Source organism: Cellvibrio sp. ATLC23, from assembly GCF_057196725.1.
Map to the genome: position 1 here is coordinate 182,353 of NZ_JBXUOS010000006.1, position 25,746 is coordinate 208,098.

The following is a 25,746-nucleotide window of genomic DNA, read 5'->3' on the forward strand; positions in this document are numbered from 1 at the left end:
CACTGGTGTTTGACCTGAAAACGAAAAAACCCGCGCCTGCTAACAGGCGCGGGTTATTTAACAAGAGGATGTCGCTTTAGTCACGCAAAAAATACGCAACCGGGGAAATCACCGGCTTATTCCTTGTTATTAACGTTTTCAGCGATCTCTTCAAGATTCGAGTGGCGCACATCTTCACCGTTGACCAGATAAATCACGTATTGCGCCAGATTGCGTGCATGGTCGCCGATGCGCTCTAAAGCGCGCAACGACCACATGATATTCAGTACCCGCGTAATACTGCGCGGATCTTCAATCATAAAGGTCACCAACTCGCGCATCGCCGTGCTGTATTCCATATCGACTTGTCTATCGGTTTGCACAACAGTCAGCGCCAGATCCATATCGAGACGTGCAAATGCATCGAGCGCATCCTGTAACATGCGCGCCACATTGCCGCCGATATGGCGCACTTCAATGTAACCGCGCGGCGCCAAACCATCTTTATGCATCGCAATCGCTTGACGGGCAATTTTTGTTGCCTCATCGCCAATACGCTCCAAATCGGTAATCGCTTTGGTGACGGCAATCACCAAACGTAAATCGCTGGCGGCTGGCTGACGACGGGCAAGAATGCGAATGCACTCTTCATCGATTGCCATTTCCATCGAATTCACTTTTAAATCTGCGCGGACCACTTGCTCGGCGCGTTCCACATCCGCATCGATCAACGCCTGAATTGCATCGTTAACTTGACGCTGCGCCATGCCGCCCATTTCCGACAAATGGGTGCGAATTGCTTCAAGCTCAATATTGTATTGCTGCGAAATGTGATGTGTGTGACTCGTAATGTCCATAACCATGATGCGCCTCCGCATTAACCGTAACGGCCGGTGATGTAATCTTCAGTTTGTTTTTTGCTGGGGTTTGTAAAGAGCGTGTCCGTTAAACCGTGCTCGATCAAATCGCCCATATACATAAACGCGGTGTAATCTGAAACGCGGGCGGCCTGTTGCATGCTGTGCGTTACGATCACGATGGTGTACTGGTGTTTCAATTCGTTGATGAGTTCTTCAATTTTCAACGTGGAAATTGGATCCAGCGCCGATGCCGGTTCATCCAATAAAATCACTTCCGGTTCAATCGCAATTGCTCGTGCGATTACTAAACGCTGTTGTTGACCGCCGGATAAACCAAATGCGTTTTCGTGCAAACGGTCTTTTACTTCATCCCACAGCGCGGCGCCTTTCAATGATTTTTCTACTACTTCATCTAATACACGTTTAGATTTCACGCCCTGTAAGCGTAGACCATAAGCCACGTTTTCATAAATGGATTTTGGAAACGGATTGGGTTTTTGGAACACCATTCCTACCTGGCGACGCAATTCCGCCACATCGACACTTTTATCGTAGATGTTTTGACCATCGAGTAAAATTTTTCCTTCTACACGGCAGGAGTCAACCAAATCATTCATGCGATTGAAGCAGCGCAACAGCGTAGATTTACCGCAGCCAGACGGGCCAATAAAGGCGGTGACTTTTTTCTCCGGTATTTTTAAGCTCACGCTATTTAATGCGCGCTTTTGATCGTAGTACAAGTTGAGATTGTCTACTTCAAGCTTGATCGGTTCCACCAATGCTATCGGACTCATATGTTGTGCCTGTCTTTAAAAAACCAAAAGAGAATTCGCTGAATTGTTTCAATTTAATGACAAATTTATTGCAGCGGTTTAATCCGATGCGCCACGATATTTTTCGCGCAAATTATTGCGGATTTTGATCGCGGCAATATTTAATACGATGATCAACAGCACCAATGTCAATGAGGTTGCATAAACCAATGGACGCGCCGCCTCTACGTTAGGGCTTTGAAAGCCGACATCGTAAATATGAAAACCCAAATGCATAATTTTTTGATCCAAATGCAAGTAGGGGTAATTGCCATCGACCGGTAATGCCGGCGCTAGCTTCACTACCCCCACCAACATCAGGGGCGCCACTTCACCCGCTGCACGGGCAATTGCCAAAATCAAACCAGTCATCATCGCCGGAGTGGCCAGCGGCACTACCACTTTCCATAAAGTTTCCGCTTTGGTTGCACCCAGTGCGAGACTGCCTTGGCGAATGGTGCTGGGAATACGCGACAGACCTTCTTCAGTGGAGACAATCACAATCGGCAAGGTCAACAGTGCCAAGGTCAGCGATGCCCAAAACAAACCGGGCGTACCAAACGTTGGCGATGGCAATGATTCGGGATAAAACAACTGATCGATATTGCCGCCGAGGATGTAAACAAAAAAGCCCAGACCAAATACGCCGTACACAATTGAAGGCACACCAGCGAGGTTGTAAACCGAGATGCGAATAATCTTTAGCACTGTGCCCTGTTTGGCGTATTCACGCAGATAAATCGCCGCCAGTACACCCAGTGGCGTCACCATGATCGACATCACAATCACCATGGTGACTGTGCCGAAAATGGCCGGAAAAATCCCGCCTTCGGTATTGGCTTCGCGGGGTTCGTCGGTCAGAAACTCCCAGAAGCGGTCGCCGTATTGCACCAGCTTGCCCAGCACACTCATTTCATTGGGGCGAGTGATGCGCACAATGTGGTTAAACCCAATCACCGCTTCTTTGCCTTCGCCAGTGCGCACTTGCAATTTGTCGCGCGTGGCTTGCGCAAGAATATCGTCGCGGCGCGTTTTAATGATGGCGTACTCCGCTTCCAGTGCCGCGCGTCGCTCTGCCATATCAGCATCGGCCAAAGCCATCGCCTCGCCTTTAAGGCCATCCAATTCCAAACGGCGACGCTCAAGGCGCAAATCATCCATACGTTTGTTAATACGACCTATATCAATCTTTTCGATGCGGCTTACTTGCTGATGCAAATCCAGCGCGCGGCTCAACCGGCTTTCCAACTCCTGCCAAAAGCCCGTATCACCCAATTTGGAAACGACTGCACCGCCCTCTTGAATCGCAACGGGAAAACCGTAAAAGTTGCCCCACTCGCGGCGCTCAATTGAAATTGCATCGGCGGGATACTGCCACTCATCCATGCCCATATCCAAAAACCAGACGAAATCGCGACCACTAATGTCGCGGTTGCCCAGTTTGAACAGATGGCGAGTAATCAACTCCACATTCGCAGGAACTTCATAACCGCCGTCGCGCGCGACCGCGGCCGGAATAACCTCATCACGGACAAACTCACCCATCACAATGTGCTTCTCGCCACTGCGATCCGTAATGGATGTTTGCAAAATATCGGCAGGCCAGAAGTGGCCAAAGCCGCGTACCGCAATTAGCCCGAGCAGGCCGACTACCATAATCATGCACAGGGCGACTGCACCACCATTGAGCCAAACCCAAGGTGAGCCGCTTTGAAACCAGGAAGTCTGTTTACTTGATAATTTTTTCATCGAAACATCACCCATTACAGATTGCTATAACGTTTGCGGAGCCGTTGACGAATCACTTCCGCCAGCGTATTCACCACAAACGTCAGCGCTAACAGCACCAAGGCTGCAAGGAAAAGCACACGGAAATGGGTACTGGCGACCGCCGTTTCTGGCAACTCCACCGCGATATTGGCGGAGAAAGTACGCATACCCTCAAAGATATTGAAGTTAACAATCGGGCTGTTACCGGTAGCCATAAGCACAATCATGGTCTCGCCCACGGCGCGCCCAAAACCCATCATCATCGCGGAAAAAATACCTGGGCTGGCGGTGGGCAATACCACCCCGACCACTGTCTGCCAGCGGGTGGCGCCGAGCGCCAGAGAGCCTTGAGTAAGATGGCGCGGCACACTAAAGACCGCATCTTCAGCGATGGAGAAGATGGTGGGAATTACCGCAAAACCCATCACTATTCCGACCACCAATGCGTTGCGCTGGCTGTAATCGATCCCGTTTTCGGTAAACCACTGGCGCATACTGCCGCCAAATAACCAGATTTCGGTAAAGGGACTTGCCGCAATACACAGCCACACAGTGATGATAATCGGCACAATTAACATCGCCGCTTCCCAACCCTCGGGAACTCGGGTGCGCCAGGATTCAGGGCAGCGGCTCCAGAGATAGCCCGTTATTAACATCACCACAGGTAGGGCAATCAAAATAGCAAACACGGCAGGCAGATGGTTCTCTACAAAGGGAGCCAACCATAAACCGGCCAGAAAGCCGAGGATCACCGTGGGCAACGCCTCCATAATCTCGATTGTCGGTTTGACCAAACCCCGCAGCTTGGGTGTCATAAAGTAAGCGGTATAGATAGCACCTGCCACCCCCAAGGGGATGGCGAACAACATAGCGAAAAAAGCGGCTTTTAAGGTTCCAATAGAAAGCGGGACAAAACTCATCTTGGCTTCAAAATTGTCACTACCGGAGGATGCCTGCCAAATGTACTCTGGCGACTCACGCCCCTCGTACCACACTTTTTGCCATAGGGAACTGAATGATACTTCCGGGTGTTTATTCCAAACATCGGCCACCGCCAACTGGTTACTCTCATCGAGAAGCAACACGCGATGATGTATCGGCGAAACGGCTATCTGGGTGATGGGCTTATCGGCCAGCGATTCAAGCAGCAAGGTGCGTTCAGAGGTACCGTAATAAATGCCGATATTGCCTTTATCGTCACTCGCCCAAAAACCGCGCCGCGCATGTTCGGGCACCACACGGGTAACAGCTCCAGCGAGAGAATCGAATGCGCGAACAAACTTAATTTCATAGACATTGTCGCTATTGCGCACCAAAAACCACTGGCTCACCTGCCCTTGGTCAGTTCCTATCACCAGCGACGCAGTCCCCACTAAGAACTCCATCGCAGTAATCTTACCGCCGGGAACGGCGACTGGCGCCTGTAGTACAGGTGTACTGGGATTGATGATGTTGTACAGCCACAACTGGGCGTTATCGTCAGCAATAATCAAATGCTGCGCACTTTCATCTACCTGAATCGCGACAGGTGTCACGCCCTCTGGCAATGCAGGCAAGGTAAACACATCCTGGCTGAGTGTCTCTTCGCCGGTAATCATATTAGTATTGCTGCTGAAAATACCCAGCAACAAACGTTTATCAGCGGTGAGTGCACCCATCAAAATACCGCTGGAGGTGTCTTGCACCGCCAGCTGGCTGATCGCGGAGCCCTGCTCATCTAACTGCAATGGCGCATCACCCAGGGGGTATACCAAGCTGGGAACGATCTGACGCTTGTCCTGCGGATAACTCAGGGCATAGTTAACCTTGATCAAGGTTACCTGGCCATTGCTGTAACCATAGGCGATCAGACCCTGATCCGGCGTACTGGTGGCTAAGCGGGTAAAAGTAGCACCTTCAGCGCGCGGCACCTGTGCGTTCAAAACCGGGCTGCCATCATTGACGGCGAAGAAGTTCACTGCACCACTGCGCTTAAAGCTGGCACCGATCTCTTCATAACGCTCCAGGATCAAATACTCAGTCGGATCTGCCTCAAGTTGCTGCAACTGCACAGGGGTAAAACGCTGGGTGATATCGACCGACGCCCCGCGAAATAAGGGCGCGATTTCAGAAAAAAGATAGAAGAAAATTAAACCCAAGGAAAAGACTACCGCCAGACCAGCTGACATTACGCCATAGCGCGATAGCTTGTCTTTAAATTGGCGGATACGACGCAGGCGGCTGCGCTGCTCGGTTGTTGGCATCAGGCTTTGCATTGGCTTAGCCACTAGGACTGGTTCGGACATGGTCTACTCACCTGAAATTGTCTGGCGTGTAAATGATGCTAACAGGCAAAAATGACAGTTTTGTTACAAAGCAAAGACACTGTCACATTAGTGTCATATTTTTAGTTGCAACCATAAAAAACGCCGAACAAGTCGGCGTTTTTTCAAGCAACCTTGCAGATTACTTCAGCTCGGCAAGAGCCTTAGTCACCATAGTTGCGGGCAGCGGGATGTAACCATCACGCACTACGGTTTCTTGACCTTGTTTGGAGAGAATCAATTTGATGAACTCCAATTGGATCGAATCCAATGGACGATTAGGGTGCTTATTGATGTACATATAAAGCACGCGTGACAGCGGATAAGAGCCATCCAGCGCATGTGAAGCTTCAGCGGTCACAAACGGCTGACCATCTTTCTTAGACAAAGGAACCGCTTTAACACCAGAGGTGATGTAACCAATACCCGAGTAGCCAATACCGTTAATAGACTCAGAAACACCCTGAACTACCGAAGCAGAACCTGGCTGTTCAAGAATGCTAGCTTTGAAATCGCCCTTACACAGCGCTTCATCTTTAAAGTAACCATAAGTACCAGACACTGCGTTGCGGCTATACACAGTGAAATCACGGTTTTCCCAAGCACCGGTCAAACCTACTTCACCCCAACGGGTTATATCCTTAGCACCACCACACTTGCGGGTTGCAGAGAAAATGGCATCAACTTGAGGAATACTCAAACCCTTGATCGGGTTATCTTTGTTGACATAAACAGCCAATACATCAATCGCCACAGGTACAGCTGTAGGCTTATAGCCATGTTTAGCTTCAAATGCCTGAATCTCTTCTGTTTTCATCATCCGGCTCATAGGGCCGAAATTAGCAGTGCCTTCGGTCAAGGCTGGTGGCGCAGTTGAAGATCCGGCACCTTGGATTTGAATATTGACATTGGGGTAAGACTTTTTGAAGTCTTCAGCCCAAAGAGTCATCAGGTTGTTGAGTGTATCTGAACCAATTGAGTTCACATTCCCTGATACACCGGTGACCACCTTGTACTCGGGTAACTTAGGATCAACTGCCGCTTGCAGTGCAGCTGCACACACCATAGAGCCGGCCAATGCCAACCCTTTAATAATTTTCATAGCGTTCATAGAGCGCTCCGTTTAGTCATTCGTGAATAATGAATTCATGCTTGTTGATGGAAAGACTTGCCTCTCCATTGGTGATTACTTTATCCAGCAAATATGACAGTAATATGACTGAGAGAAACTTTTGTCACAAATTTGTCGCAGAATCGTCATATCTTTTTTGATTCCATCCAAATAAAAACACCCGCCGAAGCGGGTGTTGATGAGGCTATTTTACAACTCGTAAACCGGGGCGTTTAGGCGCAGCGCCAGAAGGCGATACGGGCTCTGGCGCGGGAGCGTTTGGCGGGGATGTCGGCGCAGGCGGCTCTGGGTTTTGCTCAGGCTCAAACATCATGCCCTGACCATTTTCACGGGCGTAAATACCCAGAATCGCCCCGCAGGGAACATAGAGATTATTCACAACACCACTAAAACGCGCATTGAACGAGACGGCAGTATTATCCATAAAAAAATCTTTAATCGCCGAGGGAGATATATTCAAGATGATCTGCCCATCTTTATTAACGTGCTGTTGCGGCACTTGCGTACCCTGCACATGCGCATCAACCAAAATGTGTGGGGTGCAATCATTGTCCAATATCCATTCGTAGATGGCACGCAGAAAATACGGTCGACTGGATGTCATGGACATAAAAGTTTCCTTTACAGATCAAATGAAAAGCGGCGACAAATTACAGGTTTTTTCTTCGAGGCTCAATTAATTGGGTCTCAAACAAAACGGGCGACCTAAGCCGCCCGTTTTGTTATCAGTGAATATCTCTCCAGAATTCGCGATTCAGGAAGTACACAAAGACAAACAAGATCAACAGGAAACCCAACACGTAATAACCCAGTGTTTGCCGCTTCACTGCCATAGGCTCTGCCACATATTCAAGGAAGTTAACCAAATCGTAAACGGCTTGATCAAATTCAGCAGTAGACATACTGCCTTTGATTTTGCCTTCTTTAAGTGCGCCGCAATGCTCGTCCACTACCACTTCACCCACATCGTTACGTAATGCGCCGCCGTGATGGTTGAGCTTAGGACCCGCACCGCATTCGAGCAGCCCTTGTGGGCCAATCAATACATGGGGCATACCTACATTAGGAAATACACGGTTGTTAACACCCCAAGGGCGAGTTTCATCGCTGTAGAAGTTGCGCAAGTAGGTGTACAACCACTCGGGTGAACGTGAACGCGCCACCAGTGTTAGATCCGGCGGAACCACACCAAACCACACTTTTGCCTGCTGCGGCTTCATCGCAATATCCATCAACTGGCCGATACGCTGATCGCCAAAAATCAGGTTTTGCTCCATCAGACTGTGAGGGATATCCAAATCGTCAGCCACACGCTCATAGCGCGAAAACTTGGCTGAGTGACACCCCATGCAATAGTTGACGAAGTATTTCGCACCGCGCTGCAAAGACTCTTTGTCATTCAAATCCGGCTCCATGTGATCACAGGGAACCGCACCACAATTAAACGCACCTTCAGCAGCAACCGCTTTAATAGGGACAACGGTAAGGATGACAAACAAAGCAAAACCGGCAAGCACAATCAGCTTCGGCAAGCCTTTAGCTTGAGTACGAGTAGGCTCAACCAGATCTTTATCGCGCGCAGCTAAGATTGGCATTGCTGCAAAAATCGCCGCCAGCAGGAAGCAGAGGATTAACAACAATACTGGAACATCGCCACCAATGTATTCGAAACCCATCCAGGTGAAGACCACTACAAACACACCACAGAGAACCCAGGAAATTTTGGATTTGGCTTTTTCCGGGCTGGTCGTTGTCCACACCGGCATAGTCAGGAAATAAGCGAAATAAAACGCGGTGGCAATTTGCGACAACAGGGTTCTACCTTCTGTCGGCGCCTTAACGCCCAAGTAGCCCAGCACCACAAACATAGCCGCAAAGGCGATTAGCATAATGCGCGGAATATTGCCGCGATAACGCATAGATTTTACTTTGCTGCGATCCAACCAAGGCAGCACAAACAGCAACGCAATTGCCGCGCCCATAGCGGCAAAGCCGAGCAGTTTTGCCGTCAATACCAACGGGCCAATCTCGATTGGCATAGTCACTGCGCGCAGTACCGCATAGAAAGGGGTGAAATACCAAACTGGTGCAATATGCAGCGGGGTTTTCAGGTTGTTAGCTTCTTCAAAGTTGGCGTACTCAAGGAAGAAACCGCCCATCTCTGGCATAAAGAACATGATGAAGCAGAAAGCAAACAAGAAAACAGTCACACCAACCAAATCGTGCACTGTGTAGAACGGATGGAAAGGAACTCCGTCGCGCGGAATGCCGTTTTCATCTTTGTTCTTTTTGATCTCAACACCATCGGGGTTGTTTGAACCTACTTCGTGCAACGCCAGAATATGCATCACGACCAAGGCCAATAACACGATCGGCAAAGCAACCACATGCAAAGCAAAGAAACGGTTCAGGGTAATGCCGGAAATAAGATAATCACCGCGAATCCACTGCACCAAGTCATCGCCAATACCGGGAATAGCACCAAACAAGGAAACGATTACCTGTGCACCCCAGTAAGACATTTGCCCCCAAGGCAGTACATAGCCCATAAAGGCTTCGGCCATCAGCACCAAATAAATAGTCATGCCGAAAATCCACACCAGTTCACGCGGGGCTTTATAAGAGCCGTACATCATGCCGCGGAACATATGGAGATAAACCACAATAAAGAAAGCAGAGGCACCGGTGGAGTGCATGTAGCGCAACAACCAACCGTAATCTACATCACGCATGATGTACTCAACTGAAGCGAACGCACCCTCAGCGGAGGGGTTATAGCTCATAGTCAACCAAATACCGGTAACCAATTGGTTCACCAATACCAGCAGAGAAAGTACGCCGAAGAAATACCAAAAGTTAAAATTCTTGGGGGCATAGTACTTGCCCATGTGCGTATCCCATGCACGCTGCACCGGAAGACGCTTATCAACCCACTGCCACAAATCAACCATCCAATTCATATTAAGCCCCTTGATCTTCGCCAATCACAATTACGGATTCGCTCTCATAACGATGAGGAGGAACTTCCAGATTCAGTGGTGCAGGTACAGCAACGTAAACACGGCCAGCAAGGTCGTATTTAGAGCCATGGCACGGACAAAAGAATCCACCCTGCCATTTTTCACCACCCAAGTCTGCCGCACCCACGTCCGGACGAAATGCAGGCGCACAACCTAAATGCGTACAAATCCCCAAGAGAATGGCGAATTCTTTGTTAATCGCACGCTCGGCATTTTTGGCGTATTCAGGCTGCTGGGGCTCATCGGAGTTAGCATCCAGCAAAACACCCTGCTCTTCTACTTTTTTCAAGCTATCCAAGGCTGCCTGTGTACGGCGCACAATAAAAACCGGTTTACCGCGCCACTCAACCGTGACCATTGCACCCGGTTCGATTTTGCTGATGTTGTACTTGACTGGCGCACCGGCAGCTTTCGCTTTGGCGCTAGGATTCCATGACCCCACAAATGGAACTGCGGCACCCACAACACCAACCGCACCCACTGCACAAGTGGCTCCGATTAATACGCGACGGCGCGTTTGATTTACTGCGTCATTACTCATGACGATTTTCTCCCCTAAACAGCTTTAACGGCTAGCAAATTGCCTAAAATCGCCCCAAGACTCAATACAGGTACTGATATACAGATCTCTGATAAAAAGTCCGGCGAAATAAGGAATATGGGTGACACTAAGAAAAGGCGGGCAATGTTAATGAATTAACGCATTGCTTACAAGAATAACCACATATAAAGAGTGGGTTATAAGCCGGTAATATTAGACGTAAAAAAACGCCCAAGCCAGTAAAGACTTGGACGTTTTTTGATGATCGTCGACCAGCCAGTACAAAACCAGCTGGAGAAAACCATTAACGCTTGGAGAATTGTGGCTTCTTACGAGCTTTACGCAGACCAACCTTCTTACGCTCAACTTCGCGAGAATCGCGAGTAACGTAACCGGCTTTGCGCAAATCGCTACGCAGAGACTCATCATATTCCATCAGCGCACGGGTCAAGCCGTGACGAATAGCACCCGCTTGACCGAAACTACCGCCACCGGCGACAGTGACGTTAACGTCAAACTTTTCTACCAAACCAACCAGCTCCAATGGTTGACGAACAACCATGCGCGCAACTGGACGGCCGAAATACTCATCCAACGGACGATCATTTACGGTGATAGTACCAGTACCTGCGGTGATAAACACGCGCGCGGTAGAGGTTTTGCGACGGCCAGTGCCGTAAAATTGTGTAGCAGACATGTCAGCTCCCCTTAGATGTTCAGTTCTTTAGGTTGCTGAGCAGCATGTGGATGCTCATTACCTGCATAAACTTTTAGTTTTTTGAACATAGCGCGACCCAGTGGACCCTTCGGCAACATACCTTTAACGGCAGTTTCGATGGTGCGCTCTGGTGCTTTTTCAATCAACTTCTGGAAGCTGATAGATTTAATGCCACCCACAAAACCGGTGTGAGAGTAATAAATCTTGTCAGTTGCTTTACGGCCAGTCACGCGCACTTGAGCGGCATTGATTACAACAATGTAATCGCCGGTATCAACGTGTGGAGTGAATTCTGGCTTGTGCTTGCCACGCAAACGCGAGGCGATTTCCGCAGATAAACGGCCGAGTGTTTTTCCCGCCGCATCCACGACGAACCAGTCATTAACGACAGATTCAGCTTTGGCAATATAGGTCTTCATGTTATTCCTGCCTAATTGGATGTGGAACTAATATCTAAATGAATAAAACAGCCCCTAAAATAGGGAGGCGGCATACTACACAGCCAATGTTTGATTTTCAATCATAATTTGCGGCTGAATTACTATTCAGGTCGATGCGGACGCGCCAGATACTCATGGCTTTGCATTTCCAACAGTCGGCTCACGGTGCGCTGAAACTCAAAATCCAGCTTTCCGGTAGAATAGATCTCTGCCAAAGGGCGCTCAGCGGAGATGACCAGCTTCACCTGACGATCGTAAAATTCATCCACCAGATTCACAAAGCGCCGCGCCTGATCGTCATTGACGCGCCCCAAACCCGGTACATTGCTCAAAATCACCGAGTGATACTCGCGCGCCAACTCGATGTAGTCATTTTGTGAGCGCGGGCCATCGCACAACTCAACAAAATCAAACCAGGCAATGCCTTCACTCAAGTAGCGCGCGCGAATCAAACGCCCCTCCACTTCAATGTCGGGATTTTCATCAACTTCGGCAGCGACGGATAACAAGCTTTTAAAACTGCACATTAGGCTCTGATCAGCCGCCGCATCCAAGGGAGAATGATAGAGCTCAGCCTGTTCAAGGGCGCGCAGGCGATAATCTACCCCACCATCCACATTCACCACCAAGGTGTGCTGATTCAGCAAGGCGATGGCAGGCAAAAAGCGCGCGCGCTGCAAACCGTCTTTATATAGACCATCCGGCACTATGTTCGAGGTAGCCACCAGCGTGACGCCGCGAGCGAACAACTCCTCCATCAAGGTGCCGAGAATCATCGCATCGGTAATATCCGAAACAAAAAACTCATCAAAACAAATGACTCGCGCCTCATTGGCGATGATATCAGCCACTTTTTTCAGCGGGTTTTTCTGACCATCGAGCTTTTTAAGCTCTGCATGCACACGCCGCATAAAACGATGAAAGTGCGCGCGCAGCTTTTGCTCAAAGGGCAGGCTTTCAAAAAAATTATCCATCAGATAGGTTTTACCACGCCCTACCCCGCCCCAAAAATACAAACCGCGCACCAGTTGGCGCGGCTTGGCGCCAGTTAAGCGCTTGAAAAAACCGCTCAACCCAGCTTGCGCTTGCTCATCCTGCCAAACGCGAACCAATTCTTGATAAAGATGCTGCAAATGACTCACTGCCGCAGCCTGCGCGGCATTGCGGCGAAAATCCGGGCGCAAGAGATCGCGCTCATAGCGCGCTAAGGGAGAGAGGGAGATAGAAGTCGTCATAAATACCGGTCGGCTCACTAACAATGGACGCCACTTTAGCGATAAGCCGGTAGCGACGCCATCAAATTCACATACAAAACCAGGTTTACTGCGGGATCTGGTGGAGCAGTACTTGAGTCAAATCATTTTTCATCTGGGTTAGATAACCATGGAAAAAATGCCCTGCATCAGGGTAACGCAAAAGCTCAGTGGCGCCGCGCAATGCGGAAACCCACTGATACACGCCTTCAGCAATAACACGCTCGTCTTTATCCCCCTGAATAACCGCCAACGCACAGGGAAATTGGCCGTCGCGATCATAAGCGTAACGCTCCACTGGCGGCGCCACCAAGGTGAGATGTTGCAGCGCACCCACTTGATAACTCGCCTGCGCGGCTATAGCAGAGCCAAACGAAAAGCCCGCCAGCAATAGCGACGCATGGGGCAACGATTGCTTTGCCCAAGCGACAACCGCAAGCAAGTCATCCAGTTCGCCAACTGCATTATCAAAAACCCCTTCACTATTACCCACACCGCGAAAATTAAAGCGCACCACATGAATTCCCAAGTCGCGATAGGTGCGCATCAAAGTCGTTACCACTTTATTATCCATGGTGCCGCCATGCACCGGATGCGGGTGCGCAATAACCACCAACAAATCGCGCGGAGCAAAGTGCCCCGCGTCGTCGCCCCGATGAATCACTGCCTGTAACTGACCGGACGGGCCGGAAATAAAAAGCGCCTGCTCTTTATCAAATGGAAAATTCATGAATTACCTCTGTAATAAAACGCAAACACGCACAAGTCCGATAATTTTTGCTCATTTTAATGAGAAAATGGACTTATAATAGAACTATCAATGACCTTGGTCGTATATCGCTCGCGTAACAGTGATGCTTAGCAGGAGAATTTTGTGTATTCATTCAGTGCAGTAGTTATTACCGGTTTGATTTGTTTGCTCGCAGGAGCGGGTCTTGGCGTTTTAATCGCTTTTATCTTCCGCGCCAAAATTCTTGGGCACGACCTTGAGCAGCGCCTGCACGAAGCCGAAGGTTCACTACAGGGCTATCAGCGCGATGTTGCCGAGCATTTTGCGCAAACCTCACAACTGGTCAACAACCTGACCCATGCCTACCGCGAAGTGCATGAGCATTTGGCAAACGGAGCGCTGAAATTGGCAACACCTGCAATTAGTCGCCAAATTCTGGATTCAGCCAACACCAATCTCGGCAGCGGCACCAAAGCCTATGTCGCCGAACAGCGCATTGAGCCACCGCGCGATTGGGCACCCAAAGCCCCAGGTGCTAAAGGGTCGCTGAGTGAAGATTACGATTTACGCGACGACACACACAACAATGCGCGCATGCCAACTGAGTCTGCCGATGACTATGATTTTGATGGCAAGGCCAATCGCTACTAATTAATACGCGACATTGCTCCACTAGTTAGATTGCGCACAGGACGTCGAAATAAATGCACAGCCCCGCACTGCGGGGTTTTTGTTGGCCAATAACAATATCGACGGAGACGCTTCGCATGTTTTTACAACGCTTGCTGCAGTTTGTTGGCTGGCCCATTACCGCAGGCGTTATCATTGCGTTACTCGCACTACTACTGTTTCCCCAGTTACGCGGCCAACAACAGCAAACTAGCAGCCCTGCAAACAATGCGCGCTATGGCGCAGTCTCTTATGCCGATGCAGTAAGCCGTGCTGCGCCCGCGGTAGTAAACGTGTACACCGAAAAACGCGTGGTACAACGCAACCAAAATCTCTCTAATAACCCGTTCTTTCGCCACCTTTACAACAACTCCAATACACCGCAACAAGAGCGTATGCAAAAAACGCTGGGGTCAGGTGTGATTGTTGATAGCGCTGGCTTAATTCTCACCAACAACCACGTTATTAACGGTGCCGACCGCATTGCGGTATTGCTTTACGATGGCCGCGTGACAGCCGCAGAACTCATTGGAATTGATAAAGCAAATGATCTGGCGGTATTAAAAATCCAATTGGATAATATTTCCGCCATCACCCTCGGTGTGTCAGACAATATTCGCGTAGGCGATGTGGTATTGGCGATTGGCAATCCGTTTGGTGTTGGGCAGAGCGTTAGCCAAGGCATTGTCAGTGCAACAGGGCGCTGGAATCTCGGTATTAATAGCACCGAAAACTTTATTCAAACCGATGCCGCGATCAACCCGGGCAATTCTGGCGGGGCATTAATTGATGCCTATGGAAATCTGATCGGTATCAATACCGCCATGCTGGATGAAACCGGCGCATCGTTTGGTATTAGCTTTGCTGTGCCAGTCGATAAAGCGATGAACTCACTCAAACAAATTGTTGAATTTGGCGGAGTAAGGCGCGGCTGGTTAGGTGTGGGAATTAATTATTTGTCCGCAGAACAAATTCGAATACTCGGAACCAACGGTTTATTGGTCAGTGAAATTGAGCCGAACAGCCCCGCCGAAAAAGCCGGGTTCAAACTGAACGATGTAATTACCCATATCGACAACATCGCACTGGTCACCGAACAATCGCTCAGAAACTCACTCGGCAATATTCAACCCAATGCGGAAATCACCTTCCGCATTATTCGCGACGGCAACGTAATAGAGTTGAAAGCCATAGCCGATTTCCCGCCCAACAGCCGCACCAAAACTTGATCAAACAACACAATACTCCAGACAAAAAAACGGGCGCCTGCTGCGTCCGTTTTTATTTTCTTGGCAGAAAAAGCTAATCGATAATGCGATATTCCGCCGAGCGTGCATGGGCCTCAAGATATTCGCTGCGCGCCAATACCGAAGCGGTTTTTGATAGGGTCGACGCACCTGTCGCCGAACACATAATGATCGAACTTCGCTTTTGAAAATCATACACACCGAGCGGCGATGAAAAACGCGCAGTACCCGAGGTTGGCAATACGTGGTTAGGGCCTGCGCAATAATCGCCAAGCGCTTCCGGGGTAAAACGTCCCATAAAAATCGCGCCGGCGTGACGCACGTTGGGCAGCAGCGATTCAGGGTCAGCAACCGACAATTCCAAATGCTCAGGCGCAATACGATTACTCAGTGCAATCGCCTGCTCCATATCGGCCACCTTAATTAAGGCTCCGCGATTTTTTAACGACACACTGGCGATAGCTTCACGCGCAAGTGTCGGCAACAAACGCCCAATAGATTCTTCCACTTTATTTAAATAATCGGCATCGGGGCACAATAAAATCGATTGGGCTTGCTCGTCATGTTCCGCTTGGCTAAACAAATCCATGGCAATCCAATCCGGATCGGTTAAGCCATCGCAAATCACTAAAATTTCCGATGGCCCCGCGATCATATCAATCGCCACCTGACCAAATACCGCACGTTTGGCAGTGGCCACATAAATATTGCCCGGGCCAACAATTTTATCGACTTTGGTAATGGTTTCAGTACCGTAAGCGAGTGCGGCAACGGCCTGCGCACCGCCAATGGTAATAACACGATCCACACCGGCGATAGCGGCGGCGGCCAATACCATCGGGCTAATTTCACCATCCGGTGCAGGCACTACCATTGTCAGTTGATCAACACCGGCCACTTTTGCCGGAATTGCATTCATCAATACCGATGATGGATATGACGCTTTACCACCTGGTACGTACAAACCCACGCGCTCCATTGCCGAAATTTGTTGGCCGAGCACAGTGCCGTCGGCTTCGGTGTAGCGCCATGAGCTTTGCAATTGATGTTGGTGATAAGTGCGAATGCGCTCCGCCGCAATTTCCAATGCGGTGCGCTGCTCCGGTGAAATTTGCGCAAGGGCACTTTGCAACTGCGCAGGCGAAATGACATATTCATCAATGCTCTGCGCATTGCGGCGATCAAATTTATTGGTGAATTCCACTACCGCTGCATCACCGCGTGTTTTTACTTGATGCAAAATATCATCGACCACTGCGGCAACACGGGTATCGCTTACTGATTCCCATGCGAGTAGCTGATCCAAACGCTGATTGAAATCGCTTTGGCTTGCATCCAAACGGGTGATGATTGATTCAGACATGGTATTACTCGTATTAATAAAATTTAACGAATTAACGGGTAGCTGATGGGTATCGCTGCGCTCCACCCATCCTACATAACGACCTGAAGGTGCCAGTATCAAACATTAAGCACACTATTACTGATTGGCATTTACAATTGAGGGTATAAAAATTTAATCCGCCGCAACTGCCTTGGCGATATGGTCGATAATGGTTTGGATTTGCACGTGTTTCATTTTCATCGACGCTTTATTTACGATCAAACGCGAACTGATATCAGCGATAAAATCGCGCTCTTCCAAACCATTGGCGCGCAGGGTATTGCCGGTATCAACAATATCTACAATTTCGTCGGCCAAATTCATAATCGGTGCAAGCTCCATCGCACCGTAGAGCTTGATGATGTCAGTCTGACGCCCTTGTGATGCGTAATATTGTTTGGCGATATTCACATACTTGGTCGCCACACGAATACGGCCCGATGGCAATGATTCACCTTTGACACCGGCGGTCATTAAACGGCAGCGGGCGATATTTAAATCGAGCGGCTCATACAAACCTTCCGCGCCGTTTTCCATCAGCGTATCTTTGCCGGAAATGCCCATGTCGGCCGCACCAAACTGCACGTAGGTGGGAACATCGGCGCCGCGCAATAACAACAAACGCACATGGGCTTGGGTGGTATCAAATACCAGCTTGCGGCTCTTTTCCATATCTTCCAGCGGCGCAATTCCGGCCGCCGCCAGCAATGGCAAAGTCTCTTCCAGAATGCGCCCTTTGGTGAGTGCGATGGTTAGCGTGTGACTCATGGAATTTACCTTCTTACGCGCCTTTTACACGGCGCACACTGGCACCCAGGCTTTGGAATTTTTGTTCGATTGCTTCATAACCGCGATCGATATGGTAGATGCGGTCAATTAGCGTTTCGCCATCGGCCACCAAACCGGCAATCACCAAACTCGCTGAAGCGCGCAAATCCGACGCCATCACCGGCGCGGCTTTCAAACGCTCAACACCGGTGACAATTGCGGTGTTGTGCTCCAACTCAATATGCGCGCCCATACGGTTCAATTCCGCAACCTGCACCAAACGGTTTTCGAAAATCGTTTCGGTAATATGGCTAACGCCTTCGGCGACTGCATTCATCGCCATAAATTGCGATTGCATATCGGTGGGAAATGCCGGGTAAGGCGCAGTACGCAAGCTCACCGCTTTGGGGCGCTTGCCGTGCATATCCAGTGCGATCCAATCCTCGCCGGTGGTGATATCGGCGCCCGCTTCCTGCAGCTTCAACAACACTGCTTCGAGAATATCGGCGCGAGTATTGGTTAATTTGATCTTGCCGCGTGTGGCTGCCGCAGCCACCAAGTAGGTGCCGGTTTCGATGCGATCCGGCATCACGCTGTACTCACAGCCGTGCAGCTTATCGACACCATAAATGGTCAGGCTAGAAGTACCTATGCCTTCAATTTTTGCGCCCATAGCGACCAGCATATTGGCCAGGTCAACAATCTCCGGCTCGCGCGCGGCGTTTTCCAGTACGGTTTTACCTTCGGCTAATACCGCTGCCATCAGCAAGTTTTCAGTGCCGCCAACGGTAACCATATCCATCAAAAAGTGACAGCCTTTCAAACGGCCATTGGAGCGCGCGCGAATATAGCCGCCGTCGATCTCAATGGTGGCGCCCATAGCTTCCAGGCCGCGCAAATGAATATCCACCGGGCGCGAACCGATTGCACAACCGCCGGGGAAAGATACATTCGCCTCACCGTAACGCGCGAGCAAGGGGCCGAGCACCAGAATCGACGCACGCATGGTTTTAACCAGCTCGTAGGACGCGGTATAAGAGCTGATGGTATTTGGATCAACTACCACCACATGCTCGCCCTGAATCTCAATGGTCAAGCCCAAAGTGCGCAACAACTGCACCATAGTGGTCATATCTTTTAAATGGGGAACATTGCTTAAACGCACTTCGCTATCGGCCAAAATCGTCGCCGCCAACAAGGGCAAGCCCGCATTTTTAGAGCCGGAAATACGCAATTCGCCGGTGAGCGGGCCACCGCTCGCAATCAAAAACTTATCCATCACAACCCTGAAAGCAAAAAGAAAAATAGATGCCAGCGCCCTCTTGCAGAAGCGCTGGCGATAGAAGAATTACTGTTGCTGTTGCGCTTGCTGCCACTGCTCCGGCGTAAACGATTTGATGTAATCCACCGCGTGAATACTGCGGTCAGCAAATTGCGCGCTCAGGGTAGACAGCACCAGCTGCTGTTTTTTCACGGGAGTCAAACCGGCAAATGCCGGACTGACCACAACCAGACCAATGTGATCGCCCATCACTTCGACAGATTTCACATCGCACTCGGGAATTTGGCTTTCAATCAGCGCTTTGATTTGTTCAGATTGCATAGATTTCTCGATAGGGAGTCAGGCCACCTATGCCCGCGCAAAAAGCCGGACATAATATAGCGATAAGTAAATAAGGCGCGCAGTTTACCGGAATGTCACCCATATCGCACCCACAACCCCGATGCAATCCGCAATCGCTAAACGCCACCCCCTATAACGCAAAACCCCGGCGCTGGGCCGGGGTTTTGCAAACTGACGGTTTTAGATCGATTTAGGCATCTGCAAGCCAGTTGGCGATTACCTTGTCGATATCGCCGTTGTATTTCTTCAGGCTGGCCTTGAACTGACCGCTGAACGATTGCCCCAGATTCACGCCGTTGAGCACCACGTTAATCAGTTTCCATTCGCCCGATTTTTCTTTGCGCATGGTGTAATCCAACTTGTGCGTAGCACCTTCAATTGCCACTTCTTGTTTCACCACATGCCGAGCCGGGTTTACTTCGTTCACACCCGCAATAGTCACCTTGCTATCGGCATAACCCAACACGCCTTTGGCGAGCGACTTTACCATGCCATCTTTAAATACTTTCTGGAATTCTTGGCGCTGGGCAGGCGACGCTTGTTTGTAGGCTTTACCCATCACCGAGGCGGCGATAAAGGGGAAATTCACTACATCATTAAGCGCACCTTCTACTTGTTTGAAATAGACATCATCGGCAGTTTTAGCCGCATTTTTAGCCTTGACCAAGTCAAACAATTGTTGCGCAACAGACTCTACAATCACTTTGGGGGATTGCGTTGCCGCAGGCGCTTGCGCAATAGCAGACAAGCTAAACAGCATCGCTAAACCAAAAACAACACCAGAGACTTTGGTGAGTAAATATTTCATCGTAAAACCTTCCATTAATTGATGTGTGGTCATTAAGTCAGAGATGGCCTTATGCCCGGACTTGCTGGTTGAAGACAGCCAGCAAAACCAAAACTCAGACAGCGCGACTTCCTTATGGTGCCATTCTTTATGCGTTACTTATTGGATGTGGCGGTTTATTAAACCGGAGGCGCTGCGATCAGGCTTGCGGCGCGCACTATAACACCCCCGTTTTGCCGGTATAAGAAACTTGCTAGAAAAAAGACGCAAACTTCCCTCGCCATGCAAACCCTGAAAGCTATAATGCCCGACCATGATTAACCGGAGATGACCAGCGCTATGACTGATGGCGTTAAAATCCCGGCTCCACCACTTTGGAACGCAATACTATGACCGCTTTCGATTATGTTGGCTCTGCGCTGCGCACCATCCGCCTCGAAGCGGAAGCGGTGACTGCGTTAGCTGAACGTATAGACGGCCAATTCACCACCGCCTGCGAACTTATCCTCAATTGCAGCGGCCGCGTGATTGTCACAGGCATGGGCAAATCCGGCCATATAGGCAAAAAAATCGCCGCTACTCTCGCCAGCACCGGCACTCCGGCATTTTTTGTTCACCCGGGCGAAGCTAGCCATGGCGACTTGGGCATGATCACCCAAAACGATATAGTGCTCGCCATCTCCTACTCGGGCACCTCAAGCGAAATAGTTACCCTGCTGCCACTGTTCAAACGCGCCGGCATCAAGATCATCAGCATGACGGCAAACAGCCACTCCACACTCGCCGAAGTCGCGGAAGTGAATTTGGATATCAGTGTCGCCTTCGAGGCCTGCCCATTGGATCTCGCGCCCACCTCCAGCACGACCGCCACCCTGGTCATGGGCGATGCACTTGCCATTGCACTGCTGGAAGCGCGCGGTTTTACCGCCGAAGATTTCGCCTTTTCTCACCCCGGCGGCGCACTCGGGCGCAAACTCCTGTTGCGTATCGCCGATGTGATGCACAGCGGCGATGACATTCCACGCGTCAGCGCTAGCACCCCCATGCTCGATGCACTGATGGTGATGTCAGACAAAGGTTTTGGCATGACAACGGTAATGGAAGGCGATGAATTGCTCGGGATTTTCACCGATGGCGACTTGCGCCGCAGTATCGACAAAGGTGTCGATATCCGCATTGCCACCGTGGGTGAACTAATGAACACCACACCCAAAATGCTGCGCGAAAACACCTTGGCAGCCGAGGCACTGGCGCTAATGGAGCAGGCAAAAATTAACGTATTACTGGTCACTAACGAACAAAAAAATCTTGTTGGTGTCGTAAAAATCAATGACCTGCTGCGCGCAGGCATTATCTAACCACGGAAGCACTGCATGAACCATGAATTGAGCCCTGAATTGCGCAAGCGCGCCGCGCGCATTAAATTGCTGTTGTTAGATGTAGACGGTGTACTGACCGATGGCCGACTCTTTTTTGGCAACAACGGTGAAGAACTTAAATCCTTCAGCACGCTGGATGGTCAGGGGCTGAAAATCCTGCAAAAAAGCGGGGTAAAAGTAGGCATTATCACCGGTCGCACCAGCAATCTGGTCGCCCGCCGCGCGAGCGATTTGGGCATCAACATTCTGGTGCAAGGGCGCGAAGATAAGTGGGAAGCACTGCAAGAGATACTGCAGGAACATCCGTTTGATTTGAATAACATCGCCTTTATGGGCGATGACTGGCCCGACTTAACCGTGATGACCCGCGTCGGCCTCGCCTTGACTGTTGCCAATGCTCATCCAAGTGTTGTTAGCCGCGCTCATTGGCAAAGCACCGAGCGCGGTGGCGAAGGCGCAGTGCGCGCCGCGTGCGATTTAATCATGCAGGCACAGGGTACATTTGATGCGGCTTTAGCACCCTTTTTAGCCCCTAACAGTGAAGTTTAGGTGATGGCTTTTTTGCAACGGATCTACAAAATCCACGAATATATTCCGGCGCCTTGGCTAATCGCCTTTGCACTGGTGATCTGTTTTTTTGCTTTCTCATTGCGCCAAAAAGCTGAGTTGGCAAACCACGAATATGACCCCAGTGGTTTTCCACAATTTTATATGCAAGAGGTAAAAACCCGCGAATTTGATTCACAAGGCCGCCTGCATTATCAGTTATCGACCCCACAAATCACCCACTACCAATTAAATCCCGATGGCCCGTCAGATCGCGATTACACGCTGATCCAGCTTCCGGATATGGCTTTTTACGATGCTGAATCCGCAGCGCCCTGGTTAGTCACCGCTGAAACTGGTCGCAGCGAAGCCAACGGTCAGCTTATTCGCCTGCTGGATAATGTATTAATTCAACAGCAGACGCCGACGCAGGGATTGATTCAAATCACCACTAGCGAGCTGCGTGTGCGCGCCAGCGAACAATTCGCGGAAACCGACAAAGCTGTTAAGATGCGCAGCGCTAAAGGTCAGATAGATGCGATTGGTATGGATGCCGACCTGGCGCAGAGTCGGCTTCAGTTAAAGTCCCAGGTTAAGGCTGTTTATGATCCCCGCTAAATTTCGTTTTGTTTTATCCCCAATTGCAGTGGCAATCGCTGCATTTATCGCCAGCTATAGCACCACCAGCCTGGCTCTACCCAGCGACAAACATGAAACCATTCGCGGCTCAGCGGACAACCTTACTGTCGATCAAAAAAATGGGGTGGCGACCTATACGGGCTCGGTAAAAATTCAGCAGGGCTCGCTAGTGATTACTGCGGAGTCGATTGTGATTCACACCAACCCTGACAGCAGCGTGGAAAAAATGATCGCCTCCGGCAACCCGGCGCGCTTCCAGCAGCAGCCCGAAAAAGATCAAGGTGTCGTCACCGCCGCAGCCAAACAAATTACTTACACCCCCAGTAACGAGCATCTGCTATTAATCGAAGATGCATCAGTTGAGCAAAACGGTGCAGTGATGAGCGGCCCCCATATTGATTACGATTTAGTGAAAGAAGTGATGAAAGCAGCTGGCAATACCAGCGCATCCGGCACCGGCCAGCGAATCGAAATTGTGATTCCGCCGAAGACGAACAACACCGACCCAAGTGCTCCCACCTCATCATCCAACGCTGCGCAATAATACCTATGCCTACTCTGCACGCACGCCATCTGGCTAAAAGCTACAAAAAACGCAAAGTCGTTATCGACGTATCCATCACCGTTGAAAGCGGCCGCATTGTTGGTTTACTCGGCCCCAATGGCGCGGGTAAAACCACCTGTTTTTATATGATTGCCGGGCTGGTAGCTGCCGATAACGGCACAGTGTTGATTGACGACCGCGACCTTACCCAGCTCCCAATTCACGGGCGCGCGCGCGCAGGTATTGGCTATTTGCCGCAAGAGGCATCGATTTTCCGCAAGCTGAGCGTTGCCGATAACATCATGGCGATTCTGGAGACACGCAAGGATTTAGATAGCTTTCAACGTCAGGCAAAGCTCGAGTCGCTGCTGAGCGAGTTCCATATCACCCACATCCGTGACAGCTTGGGCATGGCACTTTCGGGCGGTGAACGCCGCCGGGTAGAAATCGCCCGCGCGCTGGCCACCGACCCTAAATTCATTCTGCTCGATGAACCCTTTGCCGGTGTTGACCCCATCTCTGTCAACGACATCAAAGAAATTGTGCGCCACCTTAAAGATCGCGGCATCGGCGTGTTAATTACCGACCACAACGTGCGCGAGACGCTGGATATCTGCGAGACCGCTTATATTGTCAGCGAAGGCCACATTATTGCCGAAGGTGATGCAGACACTGTGCTCAGCAATACTAAAGTGCGCGAGGTCTATCTGGGTGAGCATTTCCGCTTGTAAGCGAGTCAAATCCCTGCGCTAAGAGTGTTACCAACTGCCTTAATGGCACCACCATAAGCAACACACAAAAAACTTGACAAGTAACAATCTTTATCCATTAGGCATAAAGCTTGCTTAACTGTATTGCTTGCGCGCCAAACCCTGACTAAACTCCCCTTATCCGATGTTTTCCATCCGCGTTATAAGGGTTTGTCGTTCACATAATGAAGCAATCTCTCCAGCTCAAACTCGGTCAACAGCTGACCATGACCCCACAATTGCAACAGGCTATTCGCCTTTTGCAACTATCGACCTTAGATCTGCAACAAGAAATCCAGGAAGCGCTCGAATCCAACCCAATGCTGGAAATGGAAGAAGCCTTCGATTCGTCAAACTCAACCAATGAGTATGAAGGTAGCGAGCAGGACAAAGCAGATTACACCCGCCAATTGGAAATCGCCGCGGAAGCGGGCGCTGATCACGGCAGCGACTTTACCGCAAGCGAAAACTTTTCCTCTACTGGCGATAATTACAGCGAGACCAGTAACACCAGCGATGGCGATAGCGATGTCTATGGCGAAGGCGAAAGCTTTAGCGCAGACAGCGGCGATTGGAGCGACTCCATTCCCAGCGATTTGCCAGTAGATACCAGTTGGGATGATGTGTACCAATCCTCCTCTAGCGGCAGCTCCAGCAATTACGACAACGAAGACGGTGATTTCGAGAGCCGCCGCGCAGTGACAGATTCGCTCTACGACCACCTGATGTGGCAATTGAATCTGACGCCTATGTCGGACCGCGACCGTGTACTGGCCATGGCAATTATCGATGCAGTGGAGCCCAGCGGCATGCTGTCCATCAGTATCGAAGAAATTTTTGAAGGTATGCGCGGCGATTTTGAAGAGCTGGAACTGGATGAAGTCCAAGCCGTTCAACACCGTTTACAGCAGTTTGATCCCTGCGGCGTGTGCAGCCAAAATCTATCTGAATGCCTGCTGGTACAGTTGCAACAATTTGACCCCAAAACACCGTTTTTGGAAGCGGCAAAGTTAATTACCAAACAATACTTGCCAGTGCTCGGCAGCCGCGATTATCGCCAGCTAATGCGCCGTACCAAATTAAAAGAAGCAGAGTTAAGCCAAGCGGTAGCCTTAATTCAAAGTTTAAATCCGCGGCCGGGCGATATGATTGCCAATGGCGATACCGAATACGTTGTTCCCGATGTATTTGTCGACAAACGCGATGGTCGCTGGATAGTTGAACTCAACCCGGACATAGCGCCGCGCTTGCGCATCAATTCCGATTACGCCTCCATGGTGAAACGCGCCGACTCCAGCACCGACAACACATTTTTAAAAGATAATCTGCAAGAAGCGCGCTGGTTCTTAAAAAGTTTGCAAAGCCGCAATGAAACCCTGCTGAAAGTGGCGAGCTGTATCGTAGAAAAACAGCGCGGCTTTTTAGATTACGGCCCCGAGGCAATGAAGCCATTGGTGCTGCACGATATAGCCGAAATTGTGGAGATGCACGAATCGACTATTTCGCGAGTCACTACGCAAAAATACATGCACACACCGCAGGGTATTTTTGAATTGAAATATTTTTTCTCCAGTCACGTCAGCACCGACAGCGGCGGAGAGTGTTCATCGACTGCAATTCGCGCCATCATCAAAAAATTGGTCAGTGCTGAAAACCCGAAAAAACCATTGAGCGACAGTAAAATTACCGACCTGCTCGGCGAGCAAGGCATTCAAGTGGCGCGACGTACGATTGCCAAATATCGTGAGTCGCTCAACATTCCGCCATCGAATGAGCGCAAAACGATTTAGCAATTAATGCTCAAAATAACTAGATTAACAGTGTGAGTCTAATGTAGGTTGTATTGTGAGGC

General features: G+C 50.1%; 25 protein-coding genes. 8 read left to right on the top strand and 17 right to left on the bottom strand.

What is annotated here, in order from left to right; all coding sequences use genetic code 11:
• Positions 1-116: 116 nt before the first annotated feature.
• The 12 genes from phoU to AC2CG4_RS11795 form a co-directional block, all read right to left on the bottom strand.
• On the bottom strand, positions 117-836 hold the full coding sequence (gene phoU / locus AC2CG4_RS11740; RefSeq protein ID WP_484486433.1) for a phosphate signaling complex protein PhoU: 720 nt from the start codon (positions 834-836) through the stop codon (positions 117-119).
• A 20-nt stretch (positions 837-856) separates the two neighbouring features.
• Positions 857-1,633, bottom strand: a complete 777-nt coding sequence (gene pstB / locus AC2CG4_RS11745) for a phosphate ABC transporter ATP-binding protein PstB (protein WP_484486434.1) — start codon at positions 1,631-1,633, stop codon at positions 857-859.
• A gap of 78 nt (positions 1,634-1,711) precedes the next feature.
• On the bottom strand, positions 1,712-3,400 hold the full coding sequence (gene pstA / locus AC2CG4_RS11750; RefSeq protein WP_484486435.1) for a phosphate ABC transporter permease PstA: 1,689 nt from the start codon (positions 3,398-3,400) through the stop codon (positions 1,712-1,714).
• 14 nt (positions 3,401-3,414) lie between these two features.
• Complete coding sequence (locus AC2CG4_RS11755; RefSeq protein ID WP_484486436.1) at positions 3,415-5,706, bottom strand: ABC transporter permease subunit; 2,292 nt, start codon at positions 5,704-5,706, stop codon at positions 3,415-3,417.
• A gap of 160 nt (positions 5,707-5,866) precedes the next feature.
• Entirely contained in the window at positions 5,867-6,835 is a 969-nt protein-coding gene (locus AC2CG4_RS11760; RefSeq protein ID WP_484486437.1) for a PstS family phosphate ABC transporter substrate-binding protein, read from the bottom strand.
• 205 nt (positions 6,836-7,040) lie between these two features.
• Positions 7,041-7,466, bottom strand: coding sequence for a ClpXP protease specificity-enhancing factor (locus tag AC2CG4_RS11765; RefSeq protein WP_484486438.1), 426 nt, complete (start codon positions 7,464-7,466; stop codon positions 7,041-7,043).
• Positions 7,467-7,581: 115 nt separating this feature from the next.
• Positions 7,582-9,816 carry a ubiquinol-cytochrome c reductase gene (locus tag AC2CG4_RS11770; RefSeq protein ID WP_484486439.1) on the bottom strand — a complete coding sequence of 745 codons (2,235 nt, stop codon included), beginning with the start codon at positions 9,814-9,816 and terminating at the stop codon, positions 7,582-7,584.
• Position 9,817: 1 nt separating this feature from the next.
• Complete coding sequence (gene petA / locus AC2CG4_RS11775) at positions 9,818-10,417, bottom strand: ubiquinol-cytochrome c reductase iron-sulfur subunit (protein ID WP_484486440.1); 600 nt, start codon at positions 10,415-10,417, stop codon at positions 9,818-9,820.
• 304 nt (positions 10,418-10,721) lie between these two features.
• On the bottom strand, positions 10,722-11,114 hold the full coding sequence (gene rpsI, locus AC2CG4_RS11780) for a 30S ribosomal protein S9 (RefSeq protein ID WP_484009065.1): 393 nt from the start codon (positions 11,112-11,114) through the stop codon (positions 10,722-10,724).
• Between the two features lie 11 nt (positions 11,115-11,125).
• Positions 11,126-11,554 carry a 50S ribosomal protein L13 gene (rplM, locus tag AC2CG4_RS11785; protein ID WP_062066674.1) on the bottom strand — a complete coding sequence of 143 codons (429 nt, stop codon included), beginning with the start codon at positions 11,552-11,554 and terminating at the stop codon, positions 11,126-11,128.
• A 122-nt stretch (positions 11,555-11,676) separates the two neighbouring features.
• Positions 11,677-12,810, bottom strand: coding sequence for a cell division protein ZapE (gene zapE / locus AC2CG4_RS11790; protein ID WP_484486441.1), 1,134 nt, complete (start codon positions 12,808-12,810; stop codon positions 11,677-11,679).
• 85 nt (positions 12,811-12,895) lie between these two features.
• Positions 12,896-13,558 carry an alpha/beta hydrolase gene (locus tag AC2CG4_RS11795; RefSeq protein WP_484486442.1) on the bottom strand — a complete coding sequence of 221 codons (663 nt, stop codon included), beginning with the start codon at positions 13,556-13,558 and terminating at the stop codon, positions 12,896-12,898.
• Positions 13,559-13,702: 144 nt separating this feature from the next.
• Between AC2CG4_RS11795 and AC2CG4_RS11800 the strand changes: the two genes are divergently transcribed.
• Entirely contained in the window at positions 13,703-14,209 is a 507-nt protein-coding gene (locus tag AC2CG4_RS11800; protein WP_484486443.1) for a Z-ring associated ZapG family protein, read from the top strand.
• A 116-nt stretch (positions 14,210-14,325) separates the two neighbouring features.
• Positions 14,326-15,456 (top strand): trypsin-like peptidase domain-containing protein, encoded by a 1,131-nt coding sequence (locus AC2CG4_RS11805; RefSeq protein ID WP_484486444.1) that lies wholly within the window; start codon positions 14,326-14,328, stop codon positions 15,454-15,456.
• A 73-nt stretch (positions 15,457-15,529) separates the two neighbouring features.
• On the opposite strand, the gene hisD is transcribed toward AC2CG4_RS11805, so the two are convergent.
• From hisD to AC2CG4_RS11830, 5 genes are all read right to left on the bottom strand, one after another.
• Positions 15,530-16,837 carry a histidinol dehydrogenase gene (gene hisD, locus AC2CG4_RS11810; RefSeq protein ID WP_484486445.1) on the bottom strand — a complete coding sequence of 436 codons (1,308 nt, stop codon included), beginning with the start codon at positions 16,835-16,837 and terminating at the stop codon, positions 15,530-15,532.
• 153 nt (positions 16,838-16,990) lie between these two features.
• Positions 16,991-17,626, bottom strand: coding sequence for an ATP phosphoribosyltransferase (hisG, locus tag AC2CG4_RS11815; protein ID WP_484486446.1), 636 nt, complete (start codon positions 17,624-17,626; stop codon positions 16,991-16,993).
• Between the two features lie 13 nt (positions 17,627-17,639).
• Complete coding sequence (gene murA, locus AC2CG4_RS11820; RefSeq protein WP_484486447.1) at positions 17,640-18,905, bottom strand: UDP-N-acetylglucosamine 1-carboxyvinyltransferase; 1,266 nt, start codon at positions 18,903-18,905, stop codon at positions 17,640-17,642.
• Between the two features lie 69 nt (positions 18,906-18,974).
• Positions 18,975-19,229: a BolA family protein gene (locus tag AC2CG4_RS11825; RefSeq protein ID WP_062066700.1), complete on the bottom strand. Its 255-nt coding sequence runs from the start codon at positions 19,227-19,229 to the stop codon at positions 18,975-18,977.
• A 211-nt stretch (positions 19,230-19,440) separates the two neighbouring features.
• Positions 19,441-20,058, bottom strand: coding sequence for an MlaC/ttg2D family ABC transporter substrate-binding protein (locus tag AC2CG4_RS11830; RefSeq protein ID WP_484486448.1), 618 nt, complete (start codon positions 20,056-20,058; stop codon positions 19,441-19,443).
• A gap of 368 nt (positions 20,059-20,426) precedes the next feature.
• Between AC2CG4_RS11830 and AC2CG4_RS11835 the strand changes: the two genes are divergently transcribed.
• The 6 genes from AC2CG4_RS11835 to AC2CG4_RS11860 all read left to right on the top strand — a co-directional run bounded on the left by AC2CG4_RS11835 (position 20,427) and on the right by AC2CG4_RS11860 (position 25,684).
• Complete coding sequence (locus AC2CG4_RS11835; RefSeq protein ID WP_484486449.1) at positions 20,427-21,395, top strand: KpsF/GutQ family sugar-phosphate isomerase; 969 nt, start codon at positions 20,427-20,429, stop codon at positions 21,393-21,395.
• A gap of 15 nt (positions 21,396-21,410) precedes the next feature.
• Positions 21,411-21,965 (top strand): KdsC family phosphatase, encoded by a 555-nt coding sequence (locus AC2CG4_RS11840; RefSeq protein ID WP_484486450.1) that lies wholly within the window; start codon positions 21,411-21,413, stop codon positions 21,963-21,965.
• Positions 21,966-21,977: 12 nt separating this feature from the next.
• Positions 21,978-22,580 (top strand): LPS export ABC transporter periplasmic protein LptC, encoded by a 603-nt coding sequence (lptC, locus tag AC2CG4_RS11845; protein WP_484486451.1) that lies wholly within the window; start codon positions 21,978-21,980, stop codon positions 22,578-22,580.
• Entirely contained in the window at positions 22,567-23,145 is a 579-nt protein-coding gene (gene lptA / locus AC2CG4_RS11850; RefSeq protein WP_484486452.1) for a lipopolysaccharide transport periplasmic protein LptA, read from the top strand. Before lptC ends, lptA begins: the two co-directional genes overlap by 14 nt.
• A gap of 5 nt (positions 23,146-23,150) precedes the next feature.
• Entirely contained in the window at positions 23,151-23,876 is a 726-nt protein-coding gene (gene lptB / locus AC2CG4_RS11855; protein WP_484486453.1) for an LPS export ABC transporter ATP-binding protein, read from the top strand.
• A gap of 203 nt (positions 23,877-24,079) precedes the next feature.
• Positions 24,080-25,684 carry an RNA polymerase factor sigma-54 gene (locus AC2CG4_RS11860; protein ID WP_484486454.1) on the top strand — a complete coding sequence of 535 codons (1,605 nt, stop codon included), beginning with the start codon at positions 24,080-24,082 and terminating at the stop codon, positions 25,682-25,684.
• Positions 25,685-25,746 lie beyond the last annotated feature (62 nt).

Bases quoted from the DNA above. Each gene is read 5' to 3' on its own strand.
- AC2CG4_RS11770 (WP_484486439.1), bottom strand. From the start codon at position 9,816: ATGAATTGGATGGTTGATTTGTGGCAGTGGGTTGATAAGCGTCTTCCG.
- zapE (WP_484486441.1), bottom strand. From the start codon at position 12,810: ATGACGACTTCTATCTCCCTCTCTCCCTTAGCGCGCTATGAGCGCGAT.
- AC2CG4_RS11760 (WP_484486437.1), bottom strand. From the start codon at position 6,835: ATGAACGCTATGAAAATTATTAAAGGGTTGGCATTGGCCGGCTCTATG.
- petA (WP_484486440.1), bottom strand. From the start codon at position 10,417: ATGAGTAATGACGCAGTAAATCAAACGCGCCGTCGCGTATTAATCGGA.
- AC2CG4_RS11795 (WP_484486442.1), bottom strand. From the start codon at position 13,558: ATGAATTTTCCATTTGATAAAGAGCAGGCGCTTTTTATTTCCGGCCCG.
- AC2CG4_RS11765 (WP_484486438.1), bottom strand. From the start codon at position 7,466: ATGTCCATGACATCCAGTCGACCGTATTTTCTGCGTGCCATCTACGAA.
- AC2CG4_RS11825 (WP_062066700.1), bottom strand. From the start codon at position 19,229: ATGCAATCTGAACAAATCAAAGCGCTGATTGAAAGCCAAATTCCCGAG.
- pstB (WP_484486434.1), bottom strand. From the start codon at position 1,633: ATGAGTCCGATAGCATTGGTGGAACCGATCAAGCTTGAAGTAGACAAT.
- phoU (WP_484486433.1), bottom strand. From the start codon at position 836: ATGGACATTACGAGTCACACACATCACATTTCGCAGCAATACAATATT.
- AC2CG4_RS11840 (WP_484486450.1), top strand. From the start codon at position 21,411: ATGAACCATGAATTGAGCCCTGAATTGCGCAAGCGCGCCGCGCGCATT.
- hisD (WP_484486445.1), bottom strand. From the start codon at position 16,837: ATGTCTGAATCAATCATCACCCGTTTGGATGCAAGCCAAAGCGATTTC.
- AC2CG4_RS11860 (WP_484486454.1), top strand. From the start codon at position 24,080: ATGAAGCAATCTCTCCAGCTCAAACTCGGTCAACAGCTGACCATGACC.
- AC2CG4_RS11805 (WP_484486444.1), top strand. From the start codon at position 14,326: ATGTTTTTACAACGCTTGCTGCAGTTTGTTGGCTGGCCCATTACCGCA.
- AC2CG4_RS11830 (WP_484486448.1), bottom strand. From the start codon at position 20,058: ATGAAATATTTACTCACCAAAGTCTCTGGTGTTGTTTTTGGTTTAGCG.
- AC2CG4_RS11835 (WP_484486449.1), top strand. From the start codon at position 20,427: ATGACCGCTTTCGATTATGTTGGCTCTGCGCTGCGCACCATCCGCCTC.
- rplM (WP_062066674.1), bottom strand. From the start codon at position 11,554: ATGAAGACCTATATTGCCAAAGCTGAATCTGTCGTTAATGACTGGTTC.
- murA (WP_484486447.1), bottom strand. From the start codon at position 18,905: ATGGATAAGTTTTTGATTGCGAGCGGTGGCCCGCTCACCGGCGAATTG.
- lptA (WP_484486452.1), top strand. From the start codon at position 22,567: ATGATCCCCGCTAAATTTCGTTTTGTTTTATCCCCAATTGCAGTGGCA.
- AC2CG4_RS11755 (WP_484486436.1), bottom strand. From the start codon at position 5,706: ATGTCCGAACCAGTCCTAGTGGCTAAGCCAATGCAAAGCCTGATGCCA.
- rpsI (WP_484009065.1), bottom strand. From the start codon at position 11,114: ATGTCTGCTACACAATTTTACGGCACTGGCCGTCGCAAAACCTCTACC.
- hisG (WP_484486446.1), bottom strand. From the start codon at position 17,626: ATGAGTCACACGCTAACCATCGCACTCACCAAAGGGCGCATTCTGGAA.
- pstA (WP_484486435.1), bottom strand. From the start codon at position 3,400: ATGAAAAAATTATCAAGTAAACAGACTTCCTGGTTTCAAAGCGGCTCA.
- lptB (WP_484486453.1), top strand. From the start codon at position 23,151: ATGCCTACTCTGCACGCACGCCATCTGGCTAAAAGCTACAAAAAACGC.